We start from the raw sequence: 23680 nt of genomic DNA, 5'->3' as shown, positions 1-23680 counted from the left end.
GGCCACCGTGAGGACCAGCCCAGTAGTGATCGCCACAGCGGTCATTGCCCTGCGGGTCATTCTGGTGCGCCGAATGTTCATCGGTACGGCTTCCTTCTTTCGTCGATCGATCATCAGTCGGCCAGGTGGACAGAGAAGAGAACGGATGCATCCGGGAGGTCGTCCGGGTCGAACTCGTCCGGATCTATCTCGAAAGACTCTCCGTCATCGCAGTCAAACTCCACGACCTTCTCTGGGTCAGCCGACGGAGCAACATCGCAGCGCGGCTTAATGATGGCGGTGGCCTCGGCCATGGCGTGTTGGCTCTCCGTACCCGGAATGATCGAGTCGCCGACGGTGTAATTGGTCTCGATCTTCACCCGGAAGCCCGGGTAGCCATTCACTTCAGCTGCACCGAACTGCCTCACAGCCGAGTCGTTGTCCGCAGCCAGCGCATCCGCCGCGCCTTCGGCACCGTCGCCGGTGAACTTGTCGCCATCCAGCCAGTCGAGCCAGTCGTCACCCTCACCGATGGACGCCCCCAGCCGATCGACGAGTTCGTCTCTGGCGTCCTGGGCAGCCGCCAGCGCCGCGGCGTCAGCGGCGGATTGGGCACCGTTCCGAGCGGAGGCGGCTTGAGCGAACGCGAAGAACGCGAACGCAACAAAGAGCAGAATCCCCGTCATCCAGATGTAGATCGGGAGAGTCTGCCCTCGGTCACTTCGCAGGTCCCGCGGCATTAGCCGCCTGTTACGTCGGTAACCGCGTCGCGAATGGCTCCGGAGATCATGCCGTCCAGGCCGATCTGATCGATCAACGTAAAGATCCCCGCAATAAGAATCATCAACCCCGCATACTCCACAAACCCAGCCCCCGCATCCCGCTCCCTCCCCCGAACCCGGGAAGCCACGGTCACGTTCCAGTCCACCCAGACTCTGAGTACGCGATCCTTCAGCACGATGGCCCCTTCTCTCCCACCCGATACACGCAGACGTACACGCACCCGCACCCGCACCCGCACTCACACCGCTGGCGCAACCAATTCCGGCGCCGCTGTCGTCATAGGCAACGTACGCGAGATCATGTGACCCTTCAGCCACTCTCCGCAACCAATACCCTTTGATACGCGGAAGTTGGCGAGTTCCCTTCCCCGGCGGCGAGGTCATCACGCACTCCGGGGGCATGTGGTGGAGGTCCGCGTCCGGACCGTCGGCGGGTCAATGCGTTCCACGACTTCCCCTCCCGCGAATACCGTGAACACGTCTTTTGCAAAGGGCAGTTGAGACGGCAGGGTCTGGCAGGGGCCGGCCCCGGGGGCATCGCACCCTTCCCACCCTCCGAGCGACTGTCCCACATCGGGTTGCAGCCGCGAAGAGGTTTCGCCGAGTGGCTTGATAGCCGCTCCCCGCGTCACGCCCACCGAACCGTCCACCGAACCGCCCACCGAACCGTCCACCGCACCCCTCACTTCCCCAGGATCGAGCCGAAGTCGGATCCCGAGCCGAGGAACATTCCCGCCGCGATCAGAATCATCGTGGCCGGAAGCATGAAGACCAGCGTCACCATCGTTGCCTTGGGGATCGTCTTGGCCGCCCTGCGGCGGGAGTTCTGCGCGTCCGTGCGGCGCATGTCCGTGGCGAGCTGGATGAGCGTGTCCGCGATGGGGGAGCCGAGTTCCTCGCCCTGCTGGAGCGCCGAGACGAACTGCGAGACCTGCTCCGAGGCGTTCCTGCGGCGGAGTTCGTCGAATGCCTGGCGGCGGCTGACTCCCATGTCCATCTGGCGCAATGTGATGCGCAACTCGTCCGCCCAGGGACCCTCGTACCGCTCCGCGACGCGATCCAGCGCCTGGCGGAAGCCGAGGCCCGCCGACACCACCACCGCAAGGACGTCCAGGAAGTCCGGCAGTGTGCGGTCGATGACCTCGCGGCGTTCCCGTATCGCCTGCCAGATCAGCGCGTCCGCCGCCGTCACGCCGAAGGCGAAGGTGAGGAGGCCGAAGAGCGATGAGCCGTTCGTGAGGAAGATCAGGCCCATGATCAGGCCGAAGAGGCCGTAGACCGCCCGGCGTGCCGCATAGCGGTCGATCGTCAGGCCCCCGGGGTTTCCCGCCATGTCGATCCTGCGGCGCTTGGCGTCCACCCGTTTGGGGCCCATCAGGCGCAGGACGAGCGGCGCGAAGCGCATGCCGAGGCGGTCCACCGCCGAGCCCGCCGCCGAGACGCGGGTGGCGCCGACCTCCAGGGCGATCGCCAGGTCCGAGGGGATCTTCGCCTCCGCGCGGTACATGCGTACGCCTTGGCAGACGCCCGCCACGGCGAGTCCCATCACCCCTGCCAGAGCCAGTGCCAGCAACGTAACTCCCCCCTCACACTTCGATCTTGCCGAGGCGTCTGATCACGAAGAAGCCCACCGCGTACAGGCCGAGCGAGATCAGGATCAGCATCTGGCCCATCGGTGATCCCGTCACCCTCGCCAGCGCTCCCTCATTGGAGGAGTTGATGAGGAGCAGGGAGCCCAGGCCCAGGAGCGGGACCGTGAACGCCGTCGCGTGGACCTCCGAGAGCATCGTGCGGACCTCGCGGCGGGTCTCCTTGCGGTCCTCCAGGGTCTGGGTGAGGTTGCGGAGGGAGTTCACCACCGATCCGCCCGCCTTGTTGGAGAGGACCAGAGTCGTCACCAGGACTATCAGTTCGCGGGACGGGAGGCGTTCGGCCAGTTCGCCCAAGGTGTCGTCGATCGAGCGGCCCAGCGACAACTGGTCGGCCACCATGGAGAGTTCCTCGCCCGCCGGGGCCTCCAGCTCCTCTGCCGCCATCGCCAGTGAAGTACGCAGGGCCAGGCCCGCCGCCGTCGCGTTCGCCAGGATGCGTGCCACGTCCGGGAGTTGGTTGATGAACGCCTCGATGCGCTTCTGGCGCTGCCAGTTGAGGAACACGACCGCGCTCCAGACCGCCACCACTCCCGCGATCGGGCCGAAGAACGGGGCCAGCGTCGCCGCCGCCATCAGCCAGAGCGCGGCGACGACCGCCACGACGTAGACGAAGAACTCGCCCGCCGTCAGGTCGAGGCCCGTCGCCGAGAGACGCAGGTGGATGGAGCGGCCGAGGCGGGTGCGGCGCAGGCGGCGGTCGACGGCCGAGAAGCGGCGGCCCCGGTGGCCCGCGTCGCCCGTGCCGGGGCCGATCGACAGGCGGTCCACCAGCGCCTGGCGCTGGGCTCGGCCCGACGCGTAGGCGTGCACGCCCGCGACGGCGAGCGTGCCGGTCAGGATCGTGGCGCCGAGAGCCAGCAGGGCGGCTTGGTTCTCCATCAGCCCCTGGCCTCCCTCGTACTCATCCGATGGCCTCTCTCGTGTTCAGTACGTCTATGGCCTGCGCCACGCCGAAACCGGGGGGCACCGGCTCGCCCGCCACATAGAGGCGCTCTGCGACCGAGCGGGGCAGCGGCAAGTGCTCGAAGTAGCCGTGCACGCGGCGGTCCAGGCCGCCGTCGCCCGGTCTGCGTGCCACGAAGCGCGTCGCCGGGGCGATGCGGAACTGTTCGCGGCCGTGCGAGACGAGGAGGACGATCTCGGCGATCTTGCGGGAGCCGTCCGCGTGCCGGGCGAGCTGGACGACCACGTCCACCGCCGAGTTGATCTGGTCCTTCAGGGCCTCGAAGGGGATCTGGACCTCCGACATCGAGCCGAGGGTCTGGAGGCGCATCAGCGCGTCCTCCGCCGTGTTGGCGTGGACCGTGGCGAGGGAGCCGTCGTGGCCCGTCGACATCGCCTGGAGCATGTCGAGCGTCTCACCGCCTCGGACCTCACCGACGATGATGCGGTCGGGGCGCATGCGGAGGCTGTTGCGGACCAGGTCGCGGATGGTGATCTGGCCCTTGCCCTCGACGTTCGCGGGGCGTGATTCGAGGCGGATCACGTGGTCCTGCTGGAGTTGGAGCTCGGCCGAGTCCTCGATGGTGATGATGCGTTCGTGGGACGGGAGCAGGCCCGAGAGCGCGTTCAGGAGGGTCGTCTTGCCGGAGCCCGTGCCGCCGCTGACGATGATGTTGAAGCGGGCCCGGACGAACGCGGAGAGCAGGAGCAGCATGTGCTCGTCCAGCGAGCCCAGGCCGATGAGCTCGTGCAGCGTGTACGCGCGGGGGAAGCGGCGGATGGTGAGGGTCGCGCCGGTGAGGGCCAGCGGCGGGATGATCACGTTCACCCGCTCGCCGGTGGGCAGGCGCGCGTCGACCATCGGATTCGACTCGTCCACGCGGCGGTTGACCGTGGAGACGATGCGTTCGATGGTCTGCATGAGCTGGTCGTTCGAGGCGAAACGGAGGGGGAGCTGTTCGACTCGTCCGGCCCGCTCGACGAAGATCGAGTTCGGGCCGTTGACCATGATTTCCGTGATGGAGGCGTCGGCGAGGAGTGGTTCCAGTACGCCCAGTCCCAGGGCCTCGTCCACGACGCGGCGGATGAGCTGGGAGCGCTCCGAGGTCGAGAGGACGGGGCCCTCGCGGCTGATGATGTGGCCCATGACGCGTTCCAGGCGCACCCGGCGGTCCGCCGTGGTGAGGGACGACATCTCGGCGAGGTCGATCTCTTCCAGGAGCTTGGCGCGGTAGACGGCCACCAGGCCGTCGTCGCGGCTGGGGCCGCCGCCCTCGCCGTGGTCGTGCGGGGTCGCTATGCGGTCGCGGAGGCTCATGTCTTCTCTCTCAGCTCCCGTCTTCGTCTTCGTCGTTGGGCATGGTGGCCGACTTCGTGACGGACCAGCCCGCGTCCACGAAGGGGAGGAGCGTGGGGACCTGGACGGTGACCTCCGCCGTGGTCGTGGCGCCGCCCCCGCTGAGGGCGACCTGGGCGTCGAGGCTGCCGTCCATCGCCGCCATCCCCGCGGCTTCGCCGCCCTCGCCCTGGGAGGCGACGCGGGCTGCCGCGCGGGCGCCCGATCCGGCCTGGTTGACCGCGTAGCCGACGAGGCCGAGCTGGATGGCGGCGAGGCCGATGAGGAGCAGGATGGGGAGGAAACCGGCGAATTCGAGCATGGATACGCCTCGGTCGTCGAGGAGGCGTTGCCCTCTCCGCCTCCGACGGTGATCCAGCCCGTCTGGCGTGTGAGGACGAGCTCGCCGATCCAGCCCGCCCGGCGTCCGAGGACGAGCTCGCCGATCCAGCCCGTCCGGCGTCCGAGGACGAGCCCGGCGATCCAGCCCGTCCGGCGTGTGAAGACGAGCCCGCCGATCAAGCCCGTCCGGCGTGTGAGGACGAGCGCGGCGCAGCCGGTGATCGGCGGTGCGCGAGGCTACCGGGTCCGCGTTCAACCGTCCTCCCCCTCCTTCGCCGCCCCCGCCTCCCCGCTCACGCTCCACCCCGCGTCGATCCCGGGGAAGAACAGCGGGACGTCCGCGTCCACGTGGGCCTTCCACACCGCCCCGTCGTCCGTGCACGACACCTCCGCGCCCTGCCAGGCGTCCGGCAGGTGTTCCTTGGCCGCGGACTCGCACGCCGCCGCCCCGCCCTCGCCCACGGCGTACGCGGCCGTCGCCGCCCGTGCCGCCTCGTCCGCGGCGTTGCCCGCCAGGGAGAACGTGTAGCCGTACAGCGCGCACTGCCACAGGAGGCCCATCACGGCCAGCAGCAGCGGGAACATACCGGCGAACTCCAGGGTGACCGCGCCCCGGTCGCCCCCGACGCGCTTACGGAGCGTCAGCGCGCCTCGCTTGCTGCCGCTGCCGGCTGCCGCCTCCGGGTCGACCAGGCCCAGCTCGCCCGCCAGGGCCCACAGCGCCTGCTTCACCGTGGACTTGCTGTCCAGGTCCTGCATGCGGCCCGCGTCGACCGCGCCCTGCAGCTCCTTGAAGTTGGCGGGGACGGTCGTGCGGGCCACGCGTGTCCCCGTCACCCGTTCCACCAGGGAGGGCTGGATCTCGGCGCTCTTGCCGTGGCGGTTGACGACGGTGAGCGTCTCCTCCGCCTTGCGGATCTGGAGGCGGTCCCACAGGCGGACCATGCGCTTGGCCGCGCGTACGGACACGACGTCCGGGGTGACGAGGAGAATCGCCTGGTCGGCGAGTTCTATGGCCGCCGCGCTCGCCCCGGTCACGTACGTACCGCAGTCGACGAGCACGACGTCGTAGCGGCTGCGCAGGGCGCCGAGCGTCTGGCGGGCCACCCGGTCGGTGATCTCCTCGCCCCGCTCGCCCTCGCCGGGGGCCAGGAGGAGGCCGATGCCGGTCTCGTGGGTGTAGACGGCGTCCTGGAGGACGCGGGGCGTGATGTCGGTGATCGCCGCGAGGTCGGCGATGGAGCGGCGGAACTGGACGTCCAGGTACGAGGCGACGTCCCCGGACTGGAGGTCCAGGTCGAGCAAAGCGACGCTGCGGCCCGAGGCCCGTGCGGCGAGGGCGAGTTGGACGGTGGCGAGGGTCGTTCCCACGCCCCCCTTGGAACCGCTCACCGCGACGACGTGGCCGCCGCCCGGGGCCTCGCCCGGCCCCGCGTAGAGCTCCATGCCCGCGCTGCCCAGGTGCCTGCGCATGCCCGCGGACCAGGACGCCGCCGCGTTGACCCGCTCGGCGAGCGCCTCGTAGGCGAGCGGGAAGCCGACGATGCCGCGTGCTCCGGAGTCCATCGCGGCGGTCAGGAGCGCGGGGCTCGTGTCGGCGGTGATGAGGACGACGCCGACCGCGGGGAAGCGCAGGACGAGGTCGCGGATCAGGTCAAGGGCGGGGACGGGGCCGATGCGCTCGTGGATGAGGACGACTTCGGGCAGCTCGTCGATGGACTCCGCGCCGAGGCGGGCGAGGGTGTCGAGCAGCGCGGTCGAGTCCGCTACGGGCAGTGCGGGTTCGGCGTCCGGCAGCTGCCCCGTCAGCGTCGAGAGGGCGCGGGCGGCGTCCATGTCCCCGACGGCGGGGAGGATGCGGGTCGTCATACCTGGCACCGCCGGGCGAACAGGCGGGCGGGTGGGAGAGATCCGTCGCGCAGCGGCGGCCTCGAGCGGCTACCCACCGCGGGAGCGGAAAGCGGTGGTTCTGACGTGCAGCACATCCGCAGGCCCCCTACTTGTCCTCGTCGAGTGTGTAAGTACGGTCACCCCGCGGGATGGCGCTCTCCCCGCCCTGTCCCACCAGGGCGAGCCGTACATGCGTCGCGAACGACTCCGCGTACGCCACGCGCTGCGCGTCCGCCGTGTCCAGGGCGAACGTGATCGGCACCGCCTCCGTACGACGGCTGCCGCGGTCGTCCTGGTCGGGGTCGAGCGCCGTCAGCTTGCCCACGTCGATCACCTTCGCGGACTCGACGATGACCTTCGACTGGTCCTTGGCGTTGTCGCTCTCGCCCTTGAACGTGGCGTAGATGTTCACCGTCGAGCCCGGCGTGATCTTGCCCGCGACGCCCGTCGCCGCGTCGATCATGATGGCGATCTCCTGCTGCCCCGGGTCGAGTTCGGGCCGATCGACGATCATGTCCGTCTGGAGCAGCGAACCCTTGCGCAGCTCCGTCACCGCGATCTTGCCGCGGACCTGGCGCAGGTTGGTGACCGCGTTGTCCGAGAGCCATCGCTCCGGCATCTCGACCTTCTCGAACTGGTCCGCGCTGAGCTCCTTGTAGGGGGCGATGTCCCCCTTGAGCTTGTACGCGGCCACCTCCGGGCCCACCTTCGAGTTCACGTCCCGGATCACCGAGAGGACACCCGCGAACGCACCGAACGCGGCCAGGACCGACAGGACCAGCAGGATGACGCCGCGGCGCTGGCGTGAGTTCATGAACCGGACTACCTCGATCGAGTGCGGACGGCTACGGACAGTGAGCGGTGTGACGCGCGTTCAGTTCGAGCGGTTCGAGCGGGTCGAGCGGGTCGAGTTCGTGCGCTGGAAAAAGGGGCCGAGGCCTACGTCGCGCCTCGTGGCAGCGCCCGTACGGCGGAAGCACGGGCAGGCGCGCGGGCCGGCGCGGACGCCTGGCGTTCGGGAGGCGGCGGCAGCGGCGCGGCGCAGAAGCCGCAGCGGTCGCCGATGAGTTCGAGGCCGCACCAGTGGCAGTCGTCCCGCCGGACGGACGCCACCAGTTGGTAGAGCACGGAGATGTCGGGGATCGCCGCGGCGAACTCGACGAGCTTGCCCGTCGCCCACCAGCGCGCGGACTCCCCGGGAAGGCGCGCCTCCGAGACCCCCTGGGTCCGCCAGGCGGGAGCGAGCGTCTCGGTGACCCAGTCGGACGTCAACTGCCCGGTGGCGTACAGCATCTTGGTGCCGAACCCGGGGCCGGGCAGCGTCGCGTCGGCCGTCACCTTGACCAGCTCGGGGCGCGGCGTCGCGAGGACGGCGAACTGGGCGCCCGGCACCCATGACTTGGCGTGGGACTGGAGGGTCACCGGGACCCGGTCCAGCTTGGCCACCGAGCCGAGCAGCGCGCCCGCGTAGATGTAGTGCGAGAGGAGACGGGCCGCCGACGCGAGGACGCCGGGGCTGAAGTCGCAGATCGAGAGCTGGCGGAGCTGGAGCGCGAGGACCGCGAGACCGAGCGGCGGCAGGTCGGGGCGGAGGATGGAGATGCGGTCGCTCTCCAGGACGGAGCGGATCGCGTGCATGCGCTGGACGAGGGCCCGTGGCGCCGAGGCGGGGCAGAGCACGACCACATAGCCGTGGTGCTCGATGAGCGTGTGCATCTCGGTGAGCGCCTGGTCCAGGGAGTACGTCCGCGGTGACTGGACGGCGCTCTGCAGGACGGCCGCCGACGGGGTGTGCCGGTCGGGCGACGGCAGCACCAGGTCAGGTCCGGTGACGGCTATGGCGGTCGGCATGCGTACACCCCCCGGTCTTCGTGCACTTCTGCCTCAGCACCTTATCCAGGTCAGCGCCACCTCAACACCCAACTTCCCACTGTTCACATTGAGGTTGGCCGGACTCGTGGGGTTCGAGTGGCGTCAGAGGTCTTGACAACTCAATTGGTCTGGACCAGCTTGTACGACCACTGGACCAGGTCGTACGAGGTTGTACGAGCAAGTGAGAGCTCTCCGAATGCCCCAACTCCCCCCACCGGAGGCAGAAGTGGATCACGCACGCGGCAGGACACGCAGGAAGGCAGGTTCCGTCATCGGTCTGACCACGGCACTCGCCCTCGCGCTCACCGGCCTGCTCACCGGCGGCGCCGACAACGCCGACGCCGGCACCCGGGCGGTACCGAAGCACGCGGTGACCGGCTACTGGCAGAACTTCGACAACGGCGCCACGGTCCAGAAGCTGAGCGACGTACAGGACGAGTACGACATCATCGCGGTCTCATTCGCGGACGCGACCGCGACGCCGGGCGAGCTGGCCTTCAACCTCGACTCGGCCGGGCTCGGCGGGTACACCGTCGAGCAGTTCAAGGCGGACATCAAGGCCAAGCAGGCGGACGGCAAGTCCGTGATCCTGTCGGTCGGCGGCGAGAAGGGCGCGGTGTCGGTCAGCGACGGCGCGTCCGCGACCGCCTTCGCGGACTCGGCGTACAAGCTCATGCAGGAGTACGGCTTCGACGGCGTCGACATCGACCTGGAGAACGGGCTCCACTCGACGTACATGTCACAGGCGCTGAAGTCCCTTGCTGGGAAGGCCGGTTCGGGCTTCGTCCTGACCATGGCGCCGCAGACGATCGACATGCAGTCGACGTCGGGCGAGTACTTCAAGACGGCGCTCGCCGTGAAGGACATCCTCACGGTCGTCAACATGCAGTACTACAACAGCGGTTCGATGCTGGGCTGCGACGGCAAGGTCTACAGCCAGGGCACGGTCGACTTCCTCACCGCGCTCGCCTGTATCCAGCTGGAGGGCGGCCTCGATCCCTCGCAGGTCGGCATAGGCGTCCCGGCATCGGCGAAGGCGGCCGGCGGCGGCTATGTCTCGCCGTCCGTCGTGAACCAGGCCCTGGACTGCCTGGCGAAGGGCACCAGCTGCGGTTCCTTCAAGCCGTCCAAGACCTACCCCGGCATCCGGGGCGCGATGACCTGGTCGACGAACTGGGATGCCTCGGACGGCAGTTCCTGGTCCAAGGCGGTCGGACCGCACGTCCACGGGCTGCCGTAACCGGCGGGAGCCCCGCACACCCGCAGCGCCGCCGCTCCCCCGGCGGCGCTGCTGTTGTCTCCGTGGGAACTACCAGGGCAGGTCGCGCACCTGCTGCACGCACAGGACGAGGAAGAGCAGTCCGGCAGCCGCGAGCATCACGTTGCTCAGGATGCCGTTGCGCCATTCCTTCGGGGTGCGCGAGGTGTTGAGCAGCCAGAGCAGCGTGAGCGCGAGGAACGGCATGAAGAACGCGCCGAGCACTCCGTAGGCCACGACCAGGCCGAACGGCTGGTCCAGGAAGAGCAGGCCCATCGGCGGGAAGGTGAGCCACAGCAGGTAGGCCCGGAACGGCACCGACTTCTCGCGCTTTCCGGCCGCGACCTCCTTGACCATGCCGTCGGGGCCCGCGCTCGCCTCCTCCGCTTCGGTCACGCCGGCCCGCTCGCGCCGCAGCCGCTCCACGAAGTCCGCGAACATCAGGCTCACGCCGTGCCACACGCCCATCAGGGCGCCGAAGGACGTGGCGAAGAACCCGATGAGGAAGAGGTTCGCGGTGACCGCGCCGAACTTGTCCTCCAATACGTTGCCGAGGTCGATGAGGCCCCGGTCGCCGGAGGTGAGGGCGATGTTCGTGGAGTGCAGGAGCTCGGCGCCGATGATCATCATCGCGACGACGAAGACGCCGGTGGTGATGTAGGCGACGCGGTTGTCGAGCCGCATGACCCGGAGCCAGCTGATGTCGGTCCAGCCCTTGGAGTTCACCCAGTACCCGTACGCGGCCATGGTGATGGTGCCGCCGACGCCGCCGATCAGGCCGAGCGTGTAGAGCAGCGAACCGTCCGGCAGGGTGGGCACCAGGCCCTTGACCGCGTTGCCGAGGTCGGGGGCGACGCGGATGGCGACGTACACGACGATCAGGAACTTCATCCCGATGACGACCGTCATGACCTTTTCGAAGACGGCGTAACGGTTGAACCAGACGAAGGCCAGACCGAGCAGGCCGCAGAGGATCGCCCAGAACTTCAGGCTCGGCCCGTCGGGGAAGAGCGCGACCAGCGGCAGGGCGCTTGACGACATGGCCGTGGCGCCGTAGACGAAGCCCCAGATGACCACGTAGATCGCGAAGTACCAGGTGGTCCACTGCCCCAGGCTGCGCCAGCCCTCGAAGAGGGTGCGCCCGGTGGCCAGATGCCAGCGGCCCGTCGCCTCGGCGAGCGAGATCTTCACCAGGCAGCCGATGATCGCGGCCCACAGGAGCGTGTAGCCGAATTTGCTGCCCGCGATGAGCGTCGCGACGAGGTCGCCCGCGCCGACGCCGGTAGCGGCGACGACGATTCCGGGGCCGATGTACTTCCAGCTCGGCTTGCGGAGCCGGGGAGCCGCACCTCCCGTGGCAGCGTCGCTGCCTGTCGTTTCAGCCATGCCGATCAAGAAACCTCATGGCGGCGCGCGACACAAGGGGTTGGCCGAAGACAGCGTTGACCGGAGCATGCCATGCGCCCACGATGGGGCCGCGCAACCCGCACCTCGTCACCAGCACCGCGCACCCGCACCGCCCGCGTCGCACTGAACCACCCCCCACCCCTCAGGAGACTTCATGCGACTTCGCATACGTGGCAGAAGATCCGCGGCCCTCGCGGTTCTTCTGGCCCTCGCCGTGGCGGCACCCATCACCGCCAACGCCTCACCGGACACCACGGACCGCACCGACCGGACCTCACGGACCACGGCGGCGGCCGACGACGAAACGCGCCAGTACGAGATCCCCCTCGGCGACGACCCCGCCGCCCGCACCGCGCTCGCCCGCACCGGCATCGCCATCGACGAGGTCGACGCCCGCACGGTGGTCGTCTCCGCCGACGGCCGCGAGGCGGCGCAGCTGCGGGACTCGGGCTACGAGCTCAAGGCCCTGGCCGGACCCCCGAAGCGTACGAACGGCGAACCGGTGGAGGCCAAGGACTTCCCGCCCGCCGACGCGAAGTACCACAACTACGCTGAAATGAACGCGGAGATCGACCAGCGCATCGCGGCCCACCCGGGCCTGATGAGCAAGAAGGTCATCGGCAAGTCCTACTCGGGCCGGGACATCATCGCCATCAAGGTCAGCGACAACGTGGGCACCGACGAGGCCGAGCCCGAGGTCCTCTTCACCCACCACCAGCACGCCCGCGAGCACCTGACCGTCGAGATGGCGCTCTACCTGCTGCGCGAGCTCGGCGACGACTACGGCACGGACGCCCGCATCAAGAAGATGGTCGACTCGCGCGAGATCTGGATCGTGCCGGACATGAACCCGGACGGTGGCGAGTACGACATCGCGACGGGCTCCTACCGCAGCTGGCGCAAGAACCGTCAGCCCAACAGCGGTTCGTCGAACGTCGGCACCGACCTGAACCGCAACTGGAACTACAAGTGGGGCTGCTGCGGCGGCTCTTCGGGTTCCACCGGTTCGGAGACCTACCGCGGCAAGGCGGGCGAGTCGGCCCCCGAGGTGAAGGTGGTCGCCGACTTCGTGCGCAGCCGCGTGGTCGGAGGCAAGCAGCAGATCAAGGCGGGCATCGACTTCCACACGTACAGCGAACTCGTCCTGTGGCCCTACGGATACACGTACAACGACACGGGCCCCGGCCTGACCAAGGACGACCGCGACGCCCACGCGGCCGTCGGCGGGAAGATGGCCGCGAGCAACGGCTACACCCCCGAGCAGTCCAGTGACCTCTACATCACGGACGGCACGATCGACGACTGGCTGTGGGGCAACCAGAAGATCTTCAGCTACACCTTCGAGATGTACCCGTCGTCCGCGGGCGGCGGCGGCTTCTACCCGCCCGACGAGGTGATCGAGCGGGAGACGAACCGCAACAGGGACGCGGTGCTCCAGCTCCTGGAGAACGCGGACTGCATGTACCGCTCCATCGGCAAGGAGCAGCAGTACTGCACGAGTTGAGTGGCCGTACAGCCGAACAGCGGAGGGCGCCCGGTGGATCATCACCGGGCGCCCTCGTCGTTCAGCGAACGTGTGGAGCCGCTAGACGAACAGGCTGACCACGGCCGCCACCGCGAACCCGGCCAGGGAGAGCACCGACTCCAGGACCGTCCACGTCTTCAGCGTGTCCCGCTCCGAGATGCCGAAGTACTTCGCCACCATCCAGAAGCCGCCGTCGTTCACGTGCGAGGCGAAGATCGAGCCCGCCGAGATCGCCATGATGACCAGGGCGACGAACGCCTGGGAGTGGTCGCCCTCGGCGAGGAGGGGGGCCACGATGCCCGCGGTCGTCACGATCGCCACCGTCGCCGAGCCCTGGGCGACGCGCAGGACCAGGGACAGCAGGTAGGCGAGGACGATGATGGGCAGGCCCACGTCCTGGAAGGTGTCCGAGAGGGCCGCTGCCACGCCGCTCGCCTTGAGGACCGCGCCGAAGATGCCGCCCGCGCCGACCACGAGCAGGATGTTGCCGACCGGCTTCAGGGACGAGGTCGACACCGTCTCCAGGGACTTGCGCGACCAGCCGCGCCGGATGCCCAGGAGGTAGTACGCCATCAGCAGGGCGATCGTCAGGGCGACGAAGGGGCTGCCGAAGAACTCGATGACGCTGCGCAGGGTCGAGGGGTCGAAGGCGATCGACGAGAAGGTCGCGAGGAGGATCAGGAGCAGCGGCGTTCCGATGATCGCGAAGACGATGCCCAGCGGCACCGGCTTCTCGCTCGGCTGCACGCCGGCCTCGCGCTGCTCGGCGACGACCGCGGCCTTCGCCTCGTCGGCGGCCTCGACCATGTCCTGCGGGACGGGCACGAAGATGCGCTTGCCGACCCAGGCGGCGAAGACCCACGCCGCGAGGACGGCCGGGATGCCGCAGATGAGGCCCATCAGGATGACCCAGCCGAGGTCCACGTGGAGCAGACCGGCCGCGGCCACCGGACCGGGGTGCGGGGGCAGGAAGGCGTGGGTCATCGAGAGACCCGCGAGCAGCGGCAGGCAGTAGATCAGGATCGACTTGCCGCTGCGCTTGGCGGCGGCGTACACGATCGGCGCGAGGACGAAGATGCCCACGTCGAAGAAGACCGGGATACCGAAGATCAGGCCCGTGAGGCCCATCGCGAGGGGCGCCCGCTTCTCGCCGAAGAGGCCGAGCAGGCGTGAGGCAAGGACCTCCGCGCCGCCGGAGACTTCGAGGATCGCGCCGAGCATCGTGCCGAGGCCGATGATGATCGCCACATGGCCGAGGATGCCGCCCATGCCGGACTCGATGACGGAGACCGCGTCGGATTTCTGGACCGTGCCGAAGAGTTCGGTGACGGAGAGACCGGCCGAGAGGCCGACGACTATGGAGACCGCGAGCAGCGCCACGAAGGGCTGCAGCCTGACCTTGATGATCAGGAAGAGCAGAAGCAGGATGCCGAGCGCGGCGACGGTCAGGAGACCTGCCGTGCCGTCGATCAGGGTGAGGATGCCACCGGTGTGCGGTGGTATCTCGGCGGGGGCGGCGGCCGCGAGCGCGGCGGAGGGGGACGGGGACATCGTTGACCTCGTAAGTGCATGGGGCTTTCGGGGCAGGGGGGATCACGGCGCGGCGCCCGAAGGGGGGAGTTGGGCGCCGCACCGTGAAGACTCGTGGCTTGCGGGGTGCTCGGAGTGCCGGGGCGGATCAGCCCAGGACGGCGAGCGCGTCGATCTCGATGAGCAGGCCCTTGGGCAGGCCCACGTAGACCGTGGTGCGGGCCGAGGCGGGGGCCTTGAGGCCCTGCTCCTCGAAGTACGCGTTGTAGATCTCGTTCATCTCGGCGAAGTGGTCCACGTCCGTGAGGTAGACGCGCATCATCATCACGTCGTCCCAGGTCGCACCGCCCTCTTCGAGGATCGCCTTGACGTTGGCGAACGTCTGGAGGGTCTGCTCGCGCAGGGTCGGGCCCGCAGGGGTGGGGGCCTTGCCCTCCTCGGCGGGCAGGAAGCCGACCTGACCGGCGACCTGAAGGATGTTGCCCTTCTTCACGCCGTGGGAGAACTTCGCGGGCGGGGTGGTGTGGGTGGCCGGGGTGAGGGCGGTCTTCTCGGTCATGACTGGTTCAGGCTTCCTTGAGGGGTGACTTGCCGGAGTACTCCCGGCTGATGGCATCCGCCGTACGGCGCACCAGCGGGAGCAGCGTGAGGAGTTCGTCGGCGGTGACGACGACATTCGGCGCGGAGACCGACATGGCGGCGACGACCCGGCCGTCCGCACCGCGGATGGGGGCCCCGATGCAGTTGATGGACTCCTCGTGGCCACCGAGGTCGGTGGCCCATCCCTGTTCGCGCACGGCGCCGAGCTCCTTGAGGAACGCGGCGGCGTTGGGCGTCGACCGGGACGTGTACGTGGGGTAGTCGAGCTTCTCCGCGACGGCGCGGCGCTCGGCTTCGGGGAGGTCGGAGAGCAGCAGCTTGGCGACGGCGGCGACCGTGATCGCCACCGGCTTCCCGATGCGCGAGTACATCCGCACCGGGTAGCGGCTCTCGACCTTGTCGATGTAGAGGACTTCCTGCTCCTCGTAGACCGCGAGGTGGATCGTGTGGCCGCACTTCTCGTTGAGGGCGAGGAGGTGCGGGTGCGCGATCTCGCGTACGTCGAGGTTCTCGACGGCTTCCTGGGCGAGCGCGAAGAGGCGGGCGCCGAGGCGGTAGCGCTGGTCGGACTGGCGGTAGACCAGGCCGTGTTCGTGGAGCGTGCGCAGCAGCCGCAGGGCCGTGGACTTGTGCACTTCGAGGCGCTCGGCGACCTGGCCGAGGTCCGCGGGGCCTTCGGCGAGCAGCGGCAGGATGGACAGGGCGCGGTCGACGGTCTGGCTCATGTACGTGCATCCTCCTTGGCCTCGGTGTTCACGGGGGCGCCGGTCACGGTGACGTCGTCCGTCCAGCCGGGGCCGAGACGAAGTGTGCCCCAGGCGTCGGCGTCCAGTGCGGCAAGACGGTCGGTGTGCTCCCCGGCGGGGGGCGTGGCGAGGTCGCCGGGGACGGTGAGCGCGGCGGCGGCCATCAGGTGCCCGTGGCGAAGGCGCCGGTCGGCGGTCAGTCCGCGCAGGGTGGCGGAGAGGAACCCGGCGGCGAAGGCGTCACCGGCGCCGACGGGCGCGACGACGTCGACCTTGAGCGCGGCCTGGAAGACGGCGGGCTCCCCGTGGGTGTGGAGGGTGGCGCCGTGGCTGCCCTGCTTGACGACCAGGGTCGCGGGCTCGGGGAGCGCGGCGCGGATGGCGTCGGGGCCGCCGGTGATGCCCCACGCGTCGGCGGCCTCGTCCTCGCCGACGAAGACGAGGTCGGCGCCGCGGGCGAGGTCGAGGAGGACGCGGGGGTCCTCGCCGGCCGCGGCGCTCCACAGACCCGGGCGGTAGTTGACGTCGAAGGAGACCAGCGGGCGGCCGGGGCGGGGCGCGGTCAGTTCGCGCAGGAGGGCGAGGCAGTCCGCGGACAGGGCTGCGGTGATGCCGGAGAGGTGCAGGATGCGTCCGGCGTCCAGGGCCTCGCGGTCCACGCTGTGCGGCGCCATCGCGGATGCGGCGGAGCCCGCGCGGTAGTAGAGGACCTCGTGGGCGTCGGTGTCGCGGTCGTCGGCGGTGCGGAAGTAGATGCCGGTGGGGCGGTGCGGGTCGCGGCCGACGCAGCCGGTGTCCACTCCGTAGCGTGCGATCGCCTCGACGAGGTGGTCCCCGAAGCCGTCGTCGCCGACGCGGCTGACCCAGCGGGTGCGGTGCCCGGCGGCGGCGAGCGCGCAGGCGACGTTCGACTCGGCGCCGCCGATCCCGCGGTCGAAGGACGGCACGTCGGCGAGGCGGCCCGCGCGGGAGGGCAGGAACGTGACCATGGACTCGCCGAGTGCCACGACGTCCACTGCTGTCTGCGCGGCCTGTGCGGCCTTTGCAGCCTCGGCAGCCTCTGCGGTCACGATCTTTCCTGCCCCTCAACCGACTGTCCGGATCCGTTGACCCGGCGTTGGCTCGGATGTTAGACAGCAGTAAGCGACATACGCAATGACCGTTGCACATAATGCAACGCACCTTTTCGAGGAGGCGCCATGGCCGCCGACAGCACCGCAGACCACTCCGCCGGACGTGCTGCCCGGGAGCTCGGCCGGCTCGCCGACGAGCGGGTCGACCACCGTTTCAAGGGGCTCCCGCCGGACGCGGAGGGCCTGACGGTCGGCGAGCTCGCGGCCCAGCGCCGCAACCTCTTCACGGACGGTTTCACCACCCCCGTCCTCGCGCTCTCCGCCGAGCGCCTGGAGCACAACCTCGCGCTGATGGAGACGTACTCCGAGCGGCACGGCCTCGCCTTCGCCCCGCACGGCAAGACGTCCATGGCGCCGCAGCTCTTCGCGCGCCAGATGGAGCGCGGCGCGTGGGGCATCACGCTCGCCGTGCCGCACCAGGTGCGGGTGGCGCGGGCCTTCGGCGTGGAGCGGATCTTCCTCGCCAATGAGCTGGTGGACGCGGCGGGGCTGCGCTGGATCGCGTCCGAGCTGGACGCGGATCCGTCCTTCCGCTTCATCTGCTACGTCGACTCCGTACCCGGCGTCGCCCTGATGGACGCCGCTCTGCGCGCGGCGGGCGCGACGCGTCCCGTCGACGTCGTGGTGGAGCTCGGCGCGGGCGAGGGCGCGCGCACCGGTGTGCGTACGGAATCCGAGTGCGTCGAGATCGCCAACGCGGTCGCGGCGGCGGACACCCTGCGTCTGGTGGGTGTCGCCGGCTACGAGGGCGAGGTGCCGGACGCCACGCCCGAGCGGGTGCGGGCCTGGCTGGAGCGCCTGACCGCGCTCGTGGTCGAGTTCGACAAGGCGAACCGGTTCGCGGATCTGGACGAGGTCGTCGTCAGCGCGGGCGGCAGTGCGTGGTTCGACGCGGTGGCGGACGTCTTCGCCACGATCCCCGAACTGTCCGTGCCGGTCCTGAAGTTGCTGCGTTCAGGGGCGTACGTCTCGCACGACGACGGTCACTACCGCCACCTGACCCCCTTCAACCGGGTCCCGGACGAGGGCACTCTGCACCCGGCGTTCCGGCTCTGGGCGCAGGTGGTGTCCCGGCCGACGTCGGAGCAGGCGTTCACCAACGCGGGCAAGCGGGACGCGGCGTACGACATCGACCTGCCCGAGGCGCAGGTCGTCCACCGGGGCGGGGTGGACCGGCCCGCGACGGGCGTCACGGTGACGGGCCTCTCCGACCAGCACGGGTGGGTGCGGACGACTCCGGAAGCGGATCTCGCCGTGGGCGACTGGATCGGCATGGGTCTTTCGCACCCCTGCACGTCCTTCGACAAGTGGCAGCTGATTCCCCTGGTCGAGGGCGACGGGACGGTCACGGACTACATCCGTACTTATTTCTGACCCCTGGGTCTCGGGCGGGTTCCTGAACCACCGCTCCGCGGCGGATCTCTCCCGTCCACCCACCCGATCACCCCGCGGTGACTTGCGGGGGCAGGACAAATCCACCCGCCCGATTACCCGGCAGTCGCCGACGGCGGGCGGCCCCCGCAGGGGCCACCCGCAGGGGCCACCCGCAGCCGGCGACGAGAGCCGCACGGGTGGTGCGGGTGGGAGCCACAACCCGGCCGGAGGTCGGGTGCACCACAACACAGCGCGCAGTCAAGCGAAGAGAGAGACACCCCCATGGACCTGGTCATCCGGGACGCCCGCGTCATCGACGGCACCGGAGGTGCCTCGTACCGAGCCGACGTCGGCGTACACGAGGGCAGGGTCGCGACGATCCACCGGGAGGGGGACGCGGGCCCCCGCCCCACGGGGACCCGCACGGTCGACGCCCAAGGCCTAGCGCTAGCGCCCGGCTTCATCGACATGCACGCCCACAGCGACCTCGCCCTCCTCCGCGACCCGGACCACAGCGCGAAGGCCGCCCAGGGCGTCACCCTGGAGGTCATCGGCCAGGACGGGCTGAGCTACGCCCCGGTCGACGACCGCACCCTCGCCCAGGTCCGCCAGGCCATCACCGGCTGGAACGGCGACGGCGGCGACATCGACTTCGACTGGCGCACGGTCGGCGAGTACCTGGACCGCCTGGACCGCTCCCACGGCGGCCGGGGCATCGCCGTCAACGCGGCCTACCTCATCCCGCAGGGCACCGTCCGTATGTACGCGGTCGGCTGGGACGACCGCCCGGCGACCCCCGCCGAGGTCGAGCGCATGAAGCAGCTCGTCGCGGAGGGGATGGAGCAGGGTGCCGTGGGCATGTCCTCGGGGCTCACCTACACCCCCGGCATGTACGCCGACGACTCCGAACTCACCGAGCTCTGCAAGGTGGTGGCCCGGTTCAGCGGCTACTACTGCCCCCACCACCGCAGTTACGGCGCCGGCGCCCTCCAGGCGTACGAGGAGATGGTCGACCTCACGCGCATCGCGAACTGTCCGCTCCACCTCGCGCACGCCACCATGAACTTCGGCGTGAACAAGGGCAAGGCGCCCGACCTGCTCGCCCTCCTGGACGGCGCGCTCGCGCAGGGCGCCGACATCACCCTGGACACCTACCCCTACACCCCCGGCTGCACGACCCTGGTCGCCATGCTGCCGAGCTGGGCGAGCGAGGGCGGGCCCGACTCGATCCTGGCCCGGCTCCAGGACGACGGGACCGCCGAGAAGATCCGCCACCACATGGAGGTCATCGGCGCCGACGGCTGTCACGGCGTACCGATCGAGTGGGACAAGATCGAGATCTCCGGTGTCTCCGACCCCGGTCTCGCCTCCTGCGTGGGCAAGACAATCGCCGAGTCCGCACGCCAGCGCGGCGAGGAGCCCTGGATCACCGCCCGGCGTCTGCTCATCAACGACAAGCTGGGGTCGACGATCCTCCAGCACGTCGGCCACGAGGAGAACGTCCAGGCGATCATGCAGCACCCCGTGCACACCGGGGGCAGCGACGGCATCCTCCAGGGCTTCAAGCCGCACCCGCGCGCGTACGGCACGTTCCCGCAGTACCTCGGCCGTTACGTACGCGAGCTCGGCGTCCTCACCCTCGAAGAGTGCGTCGCCCACCTCACCGCACGCCCGGCGGCCCGGCTGCGCCTGCCCGACCGGGGCATCGTCCGTGAGGGCTACCGCGCCGACCTGGTCCTCTTCGATCCGCAGACGGTCGCGGCGGGTTCCACCTTCGACGCGCCCCGTACGCTCCCGACCGGCATCCCGCACGTCCTGATCGACGGCAAATTCGTGATGGAGGACGGGCGACGCACGGACGTCCTCGCGGGACGTGCCGTGCGCCGGACGCCGTAGGCAGGTCCCGCCGCCGCTGCTCCTACTTCTCCTGCTTCTTCTGCTTCTCCTACTTCTTCCTGATGTTGATGTGAGCGTTGAACTCGGCGCCCAGGATGGTCACGAACACGTTGCCCTGCCATTTGCGCGTGTCCAGCGTGTCCCCGACCTGCCCTTTGCCGAGTGAGCTCTTGTCCTGGATCTTCATCGACCGGAAGTCCGTGAACTGGTCGTAGGTGCGCTCCTCGGCGAGCTCCCCGGCTTCCCTCCATTCCGTGCGGAAGGAGGCGTAGTCCTCCTCCGACATGTCGGGGCCGAAGGTGAAGTTGGGCGGGTTGGCCTGCTCGTAGTGGTGCTTGCACAGGTCGAGGAGCTCACCGGCGGTCGACTTCGCTCCGACGGCCTTCACCAGGGCGCCGCCCTGGCCCGCGATCGCCGCCTTGCGCTCCGCCACGTTCTCCGCCCGACGCAGTTCGATCAGGTCGTCCTCGATGGTCTTCTTGGCCGCCGCCAGGCCGTTGTTCTTGTCCTCGGTCCACGCGATGCGGACAGAGGCATCCCGCTTGCGCTGAGAGATCACTCCCCAGGGGAGACCGAGCTCCGCGCTGTACTCGCTCAGCAGCTTGGTCGCTTCCGTCGCGTCGTTCGCGTACTCCACCTTGCCGATCATCTTGGTCATGGTGACCCTCTCGTCCCCCGCCGGCTCGTCCGACAGGTGCGCGGGCAACGTCTCACCGGCACGGGCCGCCGTCACCGGGTGGCGGCCCGTCCGGTTCGGCCACGGGCGGCGCCGGCCACGGGTACAACCATTCGACTCCTTGGATGGTCTTGGGCACGTCCAGGACTGCTCCAAGGAGAGACCCTTCATGCCCCTGCCCTTGCGCACCGCTGTCGCCGCCGCGGCCGTCACCGCCCTGACCGGCGGCCTCTTCCTCGCTGGTCCCGTGGCGTCGGCGGCTGCCGCACCCGCCGAGCTCGCCGACGACTTCAACGGTGACGGGCACCGGGACATCGCGGTCGGCGCGCCGTACAAGACCGTCGGCGGGGCGGAGGCCGCGGGTGGTGTGGTCGTGGCTCTCGGGTCGGCCGACGGTCTGACCACCGACAAGGTCGCCCTCACCCAGAGTTCCGCGGGAGTGCCGGGCACGCCGGAGGACAGTGACCACTTCGGCATCTCGATCGCGAGCGGCGACCTGGACGGTGACGGATACGCGGACCTCGTCGTGGGCGCCGACGGCGAGGACGTGGGGGCCTTCGAGGGCCAGGGCAGCGTCACCATCCTGTGGGGCGGCGTCAAGCCGTTCACCAGCAGCACCACGACCACCGTGGAGAATCCGGAGCAGTGGCAGGCCCACGGCTGGGACATCGCGGTGGGGGACTTCACCGGTGACAGCGGCGCGGATCTCGCGGTGATCGAGCCGGGCGCGGCCGTCGTCTACAAGGGTGGCTTCGCCCGGGGGACCCAGCCGGTGCCCGCTTACACCTTGTCGGCCCCTGGTGGAGGGCTCCGGTACTCGGAGGCCGCCGTGGGCGACGTCAACGGCGACGGCAAGGACGACCTGGCGGTGACCGGCGATGCCGGCACCGGACGGCCGGGCACTGACGTCTTCACGGGCCAGGAGGGCCGCCCGAACCGGATACAGCGCGTGGAGGACGGGAACACCGCCGTCGCGCTCGGCGACGTGAACGGTGACGGCTTCGACGACATGGCCACTTCCCTGACCTGGCCCGATTTCTTCTCCGTCGACGACCCCAGCAACGGTTCCGGCTACGTCACCGTCCGCTACGGCAGCCGGACGGGCTTCGGCGACCCGGTGACCCTGCACCAGAACAGCACGGGTGTGCCCGGCGCCAACGAGGACGGCGACAACTGGGGCGCCTCGGTGGCGATCGGTGACATCACCGGCGACGGCAAGGCCGAACTGGTGGTCGGCGCCAACGGCGAACAGCTCGGCGCACTGGACAACGCCGGCGACGTGACCGTGTTCCGCGGCTCCGCCTCCGGTGTCTCGCAGTCCTCGGTCGTGCGTGTTTCCCAGGACACCACCGGAGTTCCGGGCTCCGCCGAGGCGGGGGACCTCTTCGGCGCACAGGTCCGGATCGCCGACTACGACAACAACGGCAAGGGCGACCTGGCGGTGACGGCCTCCTTCGAGAACGACCGCAGCGGCGGCCTGTGGACCCTGCCGGGCTCGTCGTCCGGCCTCACCGGTTCCGGTTCCAAGTCCCTCAGCTCCGCCGACTTCGGCCTGGCGAGCGGCTCGCGGTTCGGCGAGAGCCTGCTCGACTGAGGCGCGACCGAGAGACGCGATCGAGAACGGCCCCCGCCCCCCCCTCACCGGCGGGGACGGGGGCCACGCACACCGCCCGCTACCTCCGGGCAGCTGCCGGGCGCGGCAGCTTGCAGCCCTTCCGGCCGAGGTCGATCTTGCTGTCGTGTCCGACGCAGGGGACGATCCCGTAGGTCTCCTGTGCGTAGTTGATGCCCTGGCGGACCGTCACGTTGCCGTGCCGGTCGACCTCACAGGGGTTGTCGAAGGTGCAGCGCTCGCCCGCCTCGTTCCCCGTGTTGTTGACGGCGGTGACCTTGCCGGTCTTGTGGTCGATCACCGGCGATCCTGACGTGCCGCCGATGGTCTGGCACTCGGGGGTGTAGCGGACCGAGTCCTTCCAGGTCCACTCGTCCTCCTTGAGGCGGTACACGAACCCGTCGATCTTGCAGGTGTACGTCTCTTTCCAGTACCCGGAGACGACGGTGATGGCCCGCTTCTTGACCGGGTGGGCGTCCTCGATCTCCAGCGCCTTGATGCCGTACTTCTTCTTGATGTCGCCGTAGCTGGTGGTGAGTTGGTACAGCGAGATGTCGGTGTCGGTCATCGTCGCGTACGAGACCTTGCTGGCTTTGAGCGTCGCCTTCTCGGCGCCCTTGGCGTCCAGGAGCTTGAAGGTGCGGGTGGACGGCTGGTCGACGACGACCTCGCCCGCCGCCGGGAGGCCGCTCTCCAGACAGTGGCCGTTGGAGAGGACGAGCGCGGGATCGTCCGCTTTGGACCGCGGCACCCGGACGACGGAGCCCGAACAGTTGCTGAGCGCGACGGTCCCGGCGAAGTCGACGCTCTTCTTCGCGCTCTCCCCCGCCGCCCGCGTCGATGGTGCGCCGTCCGGAGCCGCGACCGACGGCGCGGAGCCGAACCCTACGAGGGTGAGGGCGAGTAATCCGCCCGCGAGAGCCTTCTTCATGTGTGGAGCCCCCCTTGCAGCTGTGCCCTGTGTGGTTGTCATGGGCATTCTTCGGGGGCCCGTGGAGGGGGACAAGGGGTGGGAACTCTTGACAATTCGGCGGGCCGGCCCGGAAGGGCCGGCCCCCCCAGGTCCCCAGCCATAACGGGTGGGGGGCGCGCACCCCACCCCGCGCAGGTCGATCTTGTTTGCGGGTG

At 69.6% G+C, this 23680-nt stretch carries 21 protein-coding genes; 5 read left to right on the top strand and 16 right to left on the bottom strand.

All coding sequences use genetic code 11. The features are described from left to right. Positions 1–113: 113 nt before the first annotated feature. From ACFUPX_RS34015 to ACFUPX_RS33975, 9 genes are all read right to left on the bottom strand, one after another. Positions 114–719: a pilus assembly protein TadG-related protein gene (locus ACFUPX_RS34015; protein WP_383331663.1), complete on the bottom strand. Its 606-nt coding sequence runs from the start codon at positions 717–719 to the stop codon at positions 114–116. Further along, a complete protein-coding gene (locus tag ACFUPX_RS34010; protein ID WP_383331735.1) occupies positions 719–907 on the bottom strand; it encodes a hypothetical protein in 189 nt (62 codons plus the stop codon). Before ACFUPX_RS34010 ends, ACFUPX_RS34015 begins: the two co-directional genes overlap by 1 nt. A gap of 536 nt (positions 908–1443) precedes the next feature. Continuing rightward, on the bottom strand, positions 1444–2334 hold the full coding sequence (locus ACFUPX_RS34005) for a DUF5936 domain-containing protein (protein ID WP_383331660.1): 891 nt from the start codon (positions 2332–2334) through the stop codon (positions 1444–1446). Between the two features lie 13 nt (positions 2335–2347). Continuing rightward, positions 2348–3292, bottom strand: a complete 945-nt coding sequence (locus ACFUPX_RS34000) for a type II secretion system F family protein (protein ID WP_383331657.1) — start codon at positions 3290–3292, stop codon at positions 2348–2350. 22 nt (positions 3293–3314) lie between these two features. After that, positions 3315–4673, bottom strand: a complete 1359-nt coding sequence (locus tag ACFUPX_RS33995; protein ID WP_383331654.1) for a CpaF family protein — start codon at positions 4671–4673, stop codon at positions 3315–3317. A gap of 10 nt (positions 4674–4683) precedes the next feature. Beyond that, complete coding sequence (locus ACFUPX_RS33990; protein WP_383331651.1) at positions 4684–5013, bottom strand: TadE/TadG family type IV pilus assembly protein; 330 nt, start codon at positions 5011–5013, stop codon at positions 4684–4686. A 272-nt stretch (positions 5014–5285) separates the two neighbouring features. Then, on the bottom strand, positions 5286–6902 hold the full coding sequence (locus ACFUPX_RS33985; RefSeq protein WP_383331648.1) for a CpaE family protein: 1617 nt from the start codon (positions 6900–6902) through the stop codon (positions 5286–5288). A gap of 127 nt (positions 6903–7029) precedes the next feature. Further along, the gene (cpaB, locus tag ACFUPX_RS33980; protein ID WP_383331645.1) at positions 7030–7737 is read right to left on the bottom strand and encodes a Flp pilus assembly protein CpaB; all 708 of its coding nucleotides are present in this window, start codon (positions 7735–7737) and stop codon (positions 7030–7032) included. A gap of 125 nt (positions 7738–7862) precedes the next feature. Next, complete coding sequence (locus ACFUPX_RS33975; protein ID WP_383331642.1) at positions 7863–8774, bottom strand: hypothetical protein; 912 nt, start codon at positions 8772–8774, stop codon at positions 7863–7865. Between the two features lie 247 nt (positions 8775–9021). Between ACFUPX_RS33975 and ACFUPX_RS33970 the strand changes: the two genes are divergently transcribed. Then, on the top strand, positions 9022–10035 hold the full coding sequence (locus ACFUPX_RS33970; RefSeq protein WP_383331640.1) for a chitinase: 1014 nt from the start codon (positions 9022–9024) through the stop codon (positions 10033–10035). A 69-nt stretch (positions 10036–10104) separates the two neighbouring features. Here ACFUPX_RS33970 and ACFUPX_RS33965 read toward each other — a convergent pair whose 3' ends face one another. Next, positions 10105–11439, bottom strand: a complete 1335-nt coding sequence (locus tag ACFUPX_RS33965) for an Nramp family divalent metal transporter (protein WP_383331637.1) — start codon at positions 11437–11439, stop codon at positions 10105–10107. Positions 11440–11614: 175 nt separating this feature from the next. On the opposite strand from ACFUPX_RS33965, the gene ACFUPX_RS33960 reads away from it, so the two are divergent. Then, a complete protein-coding gene (locus ACFUPX_RS33960; protein WP_383331635.1) occupies positions 11615–12964 on the top strand; it encodes a M14 family metallopeptidase in 1350 nt (449 codons plus the stop codon). Positions 12965–13045: 81 nt separating this feature from the next. Here ACFUPX_RS33960 and ACFUPX_RS33955 read toward each other — a convergent pair whose 3' ends face one another. The 4 genes from ACFUPX_RS33955 to ACFUPX_RS33940 all read right to left on the bottom strand — a co-directional run bounded on the left by ACFUPX_RS33955 (position 13046) and on the right by ACFUPX_RS33940 (position 16850). After that, positions 13046–14536, bottom strand: a complete 1491-nt coding sequence (locus ACFUPX_RS33955) for a GntP family permease (protein WP_383331632.1) — start codon at positions 14534–14536, stop codon at positions 13046–13048. A 127-nt stretch (positions 14537–14663) separates the two neighbouring features. Next, positions 14664–15074 (bottom strand): RidA family protein, encoded by a 411-nt coding sequence (locus ACFUPX_RS33950; protein ID WP_383331629.1) that lies wholly within the window; start codon positions 15072–15074, stop codon positions 14664–14666. Between the two features lie 7 nt (positions 15075–15081). Then, entirely contained in the window at positions 15082–15840 is a 759-nt protein-coding gene (locus tag ACFUPX_RS33945) for an IclR family transcriptional regulator (RefSeq protein ID WP_383331626.1), read from the bottom strand. Next, positions 15837–16850: a sugar kinase gene (locus tag ACFUPX_RS33940; RefSeq protein WP_383331732.1), complete on the bottom strand. Its 1014-nt coding sequence runs from the start codon at positions 16848–16850 to the stop codon at positions 15837–15839. Before ACFUPX_RS33940 ends, ACFUPX_RS33945 begins: the two co-directional genes overlap by 4 nt. A 210-nt stretch (positions 16851–17060) precedes the next feature. On the opposite strand from ACFUPX_RS33940, the gene ACFUPX_RS33935 reads away from it, so the two are divergent. Together ACFUPX_RS33935 and ACFUPX_RS33930 are read left to right on the top strand one after the other, a co-directional pair. Next, positions 17061–18368 (top strand): amino acid deaminase, encoded by a 1308-nt coding sequence (locus ACFUPX_RS33935; protein ID WP_383331623.1) that lies wholly within the window; start codon positions 17061–17063, stop codon positions 18366–18368. Positions 18369–18650: 282 nt separating this feature from the next. Beyond that, on the top strand, positions 18651–20264 hold the full coding sequence (locus ACFUPX_RS33930; protein ID WP_383331620.1) for an amidohydrolase family protein: 1614 nt from the start codon (positions 18651–18653) through the stop codon (positions 20262–20264). A gap of 49 nt (positions 20265–20313) precedes the next feature. Here ACFUPX_RS33930 and ACFUPX_RS33925 read toward each other — a convergent pair whose 3' ends face one another. Beyond that, entirely contained in the window at positions 20314–20922 is a 609-nt protein-coding gene (locus ACFUPX_RS33925) for a hypothetical protein (protein ID WP_383331617.1), read from the bottom strand. A gap of 187 nt (positions 20923–21109) precedes the next feature. On the opposite strand from ACFUPX_RS33925, the gene ACFUPX_RS33920 reads away from it, so the two are divergent. Beyond that, positions 21110–22534 (top strand): FG-GAP-like repeat-containing protein, encoded by a 1425-nt coding sequence (locus ACFUPX_RS33920; protein ID WP_383331614.1) that lies wholly within the window; start codon positions 21110–21112, stop codon positions 22532–22534. Positions 22535–22613: 79 nt separating this feature from the next. On the opposite strand, the gene ACFUPX_RS33915 is transcribed toward ACFUPX_RS33920, so the two are convergent. Further along, positions 22614–23483: a trypsin-like peptidase domain-containing protein gene (locus ACFUPX_RS33915; protein WP_383331612.1), complete on the bottom strand. Its 870-nt coding sequence runs from the start codon at positions 23481–23483 to the stop codon at positions 22614–22616. Positions 23484–23680: the final 197 nt, after the last annotated feature.

Source organism: Streptomyces sp. NPDC057302 (genome assembly GCF_042667685.1).
Taxonomy (GTDB): Bacteria; Actinomycetota; Actinomycetes; order Streptomycetales; family Streptomycetaceae; genus Streptomyces.
This window is presented reverse-complemented; position numbering and strand designations above follow the sequence as displayed.

Bases quoted from the DNA above. Each gene is read 5' to 3' on its own strand.
- ACFUPX_RS33945 (WP_383331626.1), bottom strand. From the start codon at position 15,840: ATGAGCCAGACCGTCGACCGCGCCCTGTCCATCCTGCCGCTGCTCGCC.
- cpaB (WP_383331645.1), bottom strand. From the start codon at position 7,737: ATGAACTCACGCCAGCGCCGCGGCGTCATCCTGCTGGTCCTGTCGGTC.
- ACFUPX_RS34000 (WP_383331657.1), bottom strand. From the start codon at position 3,292: ATGGAGAACCAAGCCGCCCTGCTGGCTCTCGGCGCCACGATCCTGACC.
- ACFUPX_RS33935 (WP_383331623.1), top strand. From the start codon at position 17,061: ATGGCCGCCGACAGCACCGCAGACCACTCCGCCGGACGTGCTGCCCGG.
- ACFUPX_RS33950 (WP_383331629.1), bottom strand. From the start codon at position 15,074: ATGACCGAGAAGACCGCCCTCACCCCGGCCACCCACACCACCCCGCCC.
- ACFUPX_RS33995 (WP_383331654.1), bottom strand. From the start codon at position 4,673: ATGAGCCTCCGCGACCGCATAGCGACCCCGCACGACCACGGCGAGGGC.
- ACFUPX_RS33920 (WP_383331614.1), top strand. From the start codon at position 21,110: ATGCCCCTGCCCTTGCGCACCGCTGTCGCCGCCGCGGCCGTCACCGCC.
- ACFUPX_RS33975 (WP_383331642.1), bottom strand. From the start codon at position 8,774: ATGCCGACCGCCATAGCCGTCACCGGACCTGACCTGGTGCTGCCGTCG.
- ACFUPX_RS33990 (WP_383331651.1), bottom strand. From the start codon at position 5,013: ATGCTCGAATTCGCCGGTTTCCTCCCCATCCTGCTCCTCATCGGCCTC.
- ACFUPX_RS33960 (WP_383331635.1), top strand. From the start codon at position 11,615: ATGCGACTTCGCATACGTGGCAGAAGATCCGCGGCCCTCGCGGTTCTT.
- ACFUPX_RS33940 (WP_383331732.1), bottom strand. From the start codon at position 16,850: ATGGTCACGTTCCTGCCCTCCCGCGCGGGCCGCCTCGCCGACGTGCCG.
- ACFUPX_RS33985 (WP_383331648.1), bottom strand. From the start codon at position 6,902: ATGACGACCCGCATCCTCCCCGCCGTCGGGGACATGGACGCCGCCCGC.
- ACFUPX_RS33965 (WP_383331637.1), bottom strand. From the start codon at position 11,439: ATGGCTGAAACGACAGGCAGCGACGCTGCCACGGGAGGTGCGGCTCCC.
- ACFUPX_RS33930 (WP_383331620.1), top strand. From the start codon at position 18,651: ATGGACCTGGTCATCCGGGACGCCCGCGTCATCGACGGCACCGGAGGT.
- ACFUPX_RS33915 (WP_383331612.1), bottom strand. From the start codon at position 23,483: ATGAAGAAGGCTCTCGCGGGCGGATTACTCGCCCTCACCCTCGTAGGG.
- ACFUPX_RS33955 (WP_383331632.1), bottom strand. From the start codon at position 14,536: ATGTCCCCGTCCCCCTCCGCCGCGCTCGCGGCCGCCGCCCCCGCCGAG.
- ACFUPX_RS34015 (WP_383331663.1), bottom strand. From the start codon at position 719: ATGCCGCGGGACCTGCGAAGTGACCGAGGGCAGACTCTCCCGATCTAC.
- ACFUPX_RS33925 (WP_383331617.1), bottom strand. From the start codon at position 20,922: ATGACCAAGATGATCGGCAAGGTGGAGTACGCGAACGACGCGACGGAA.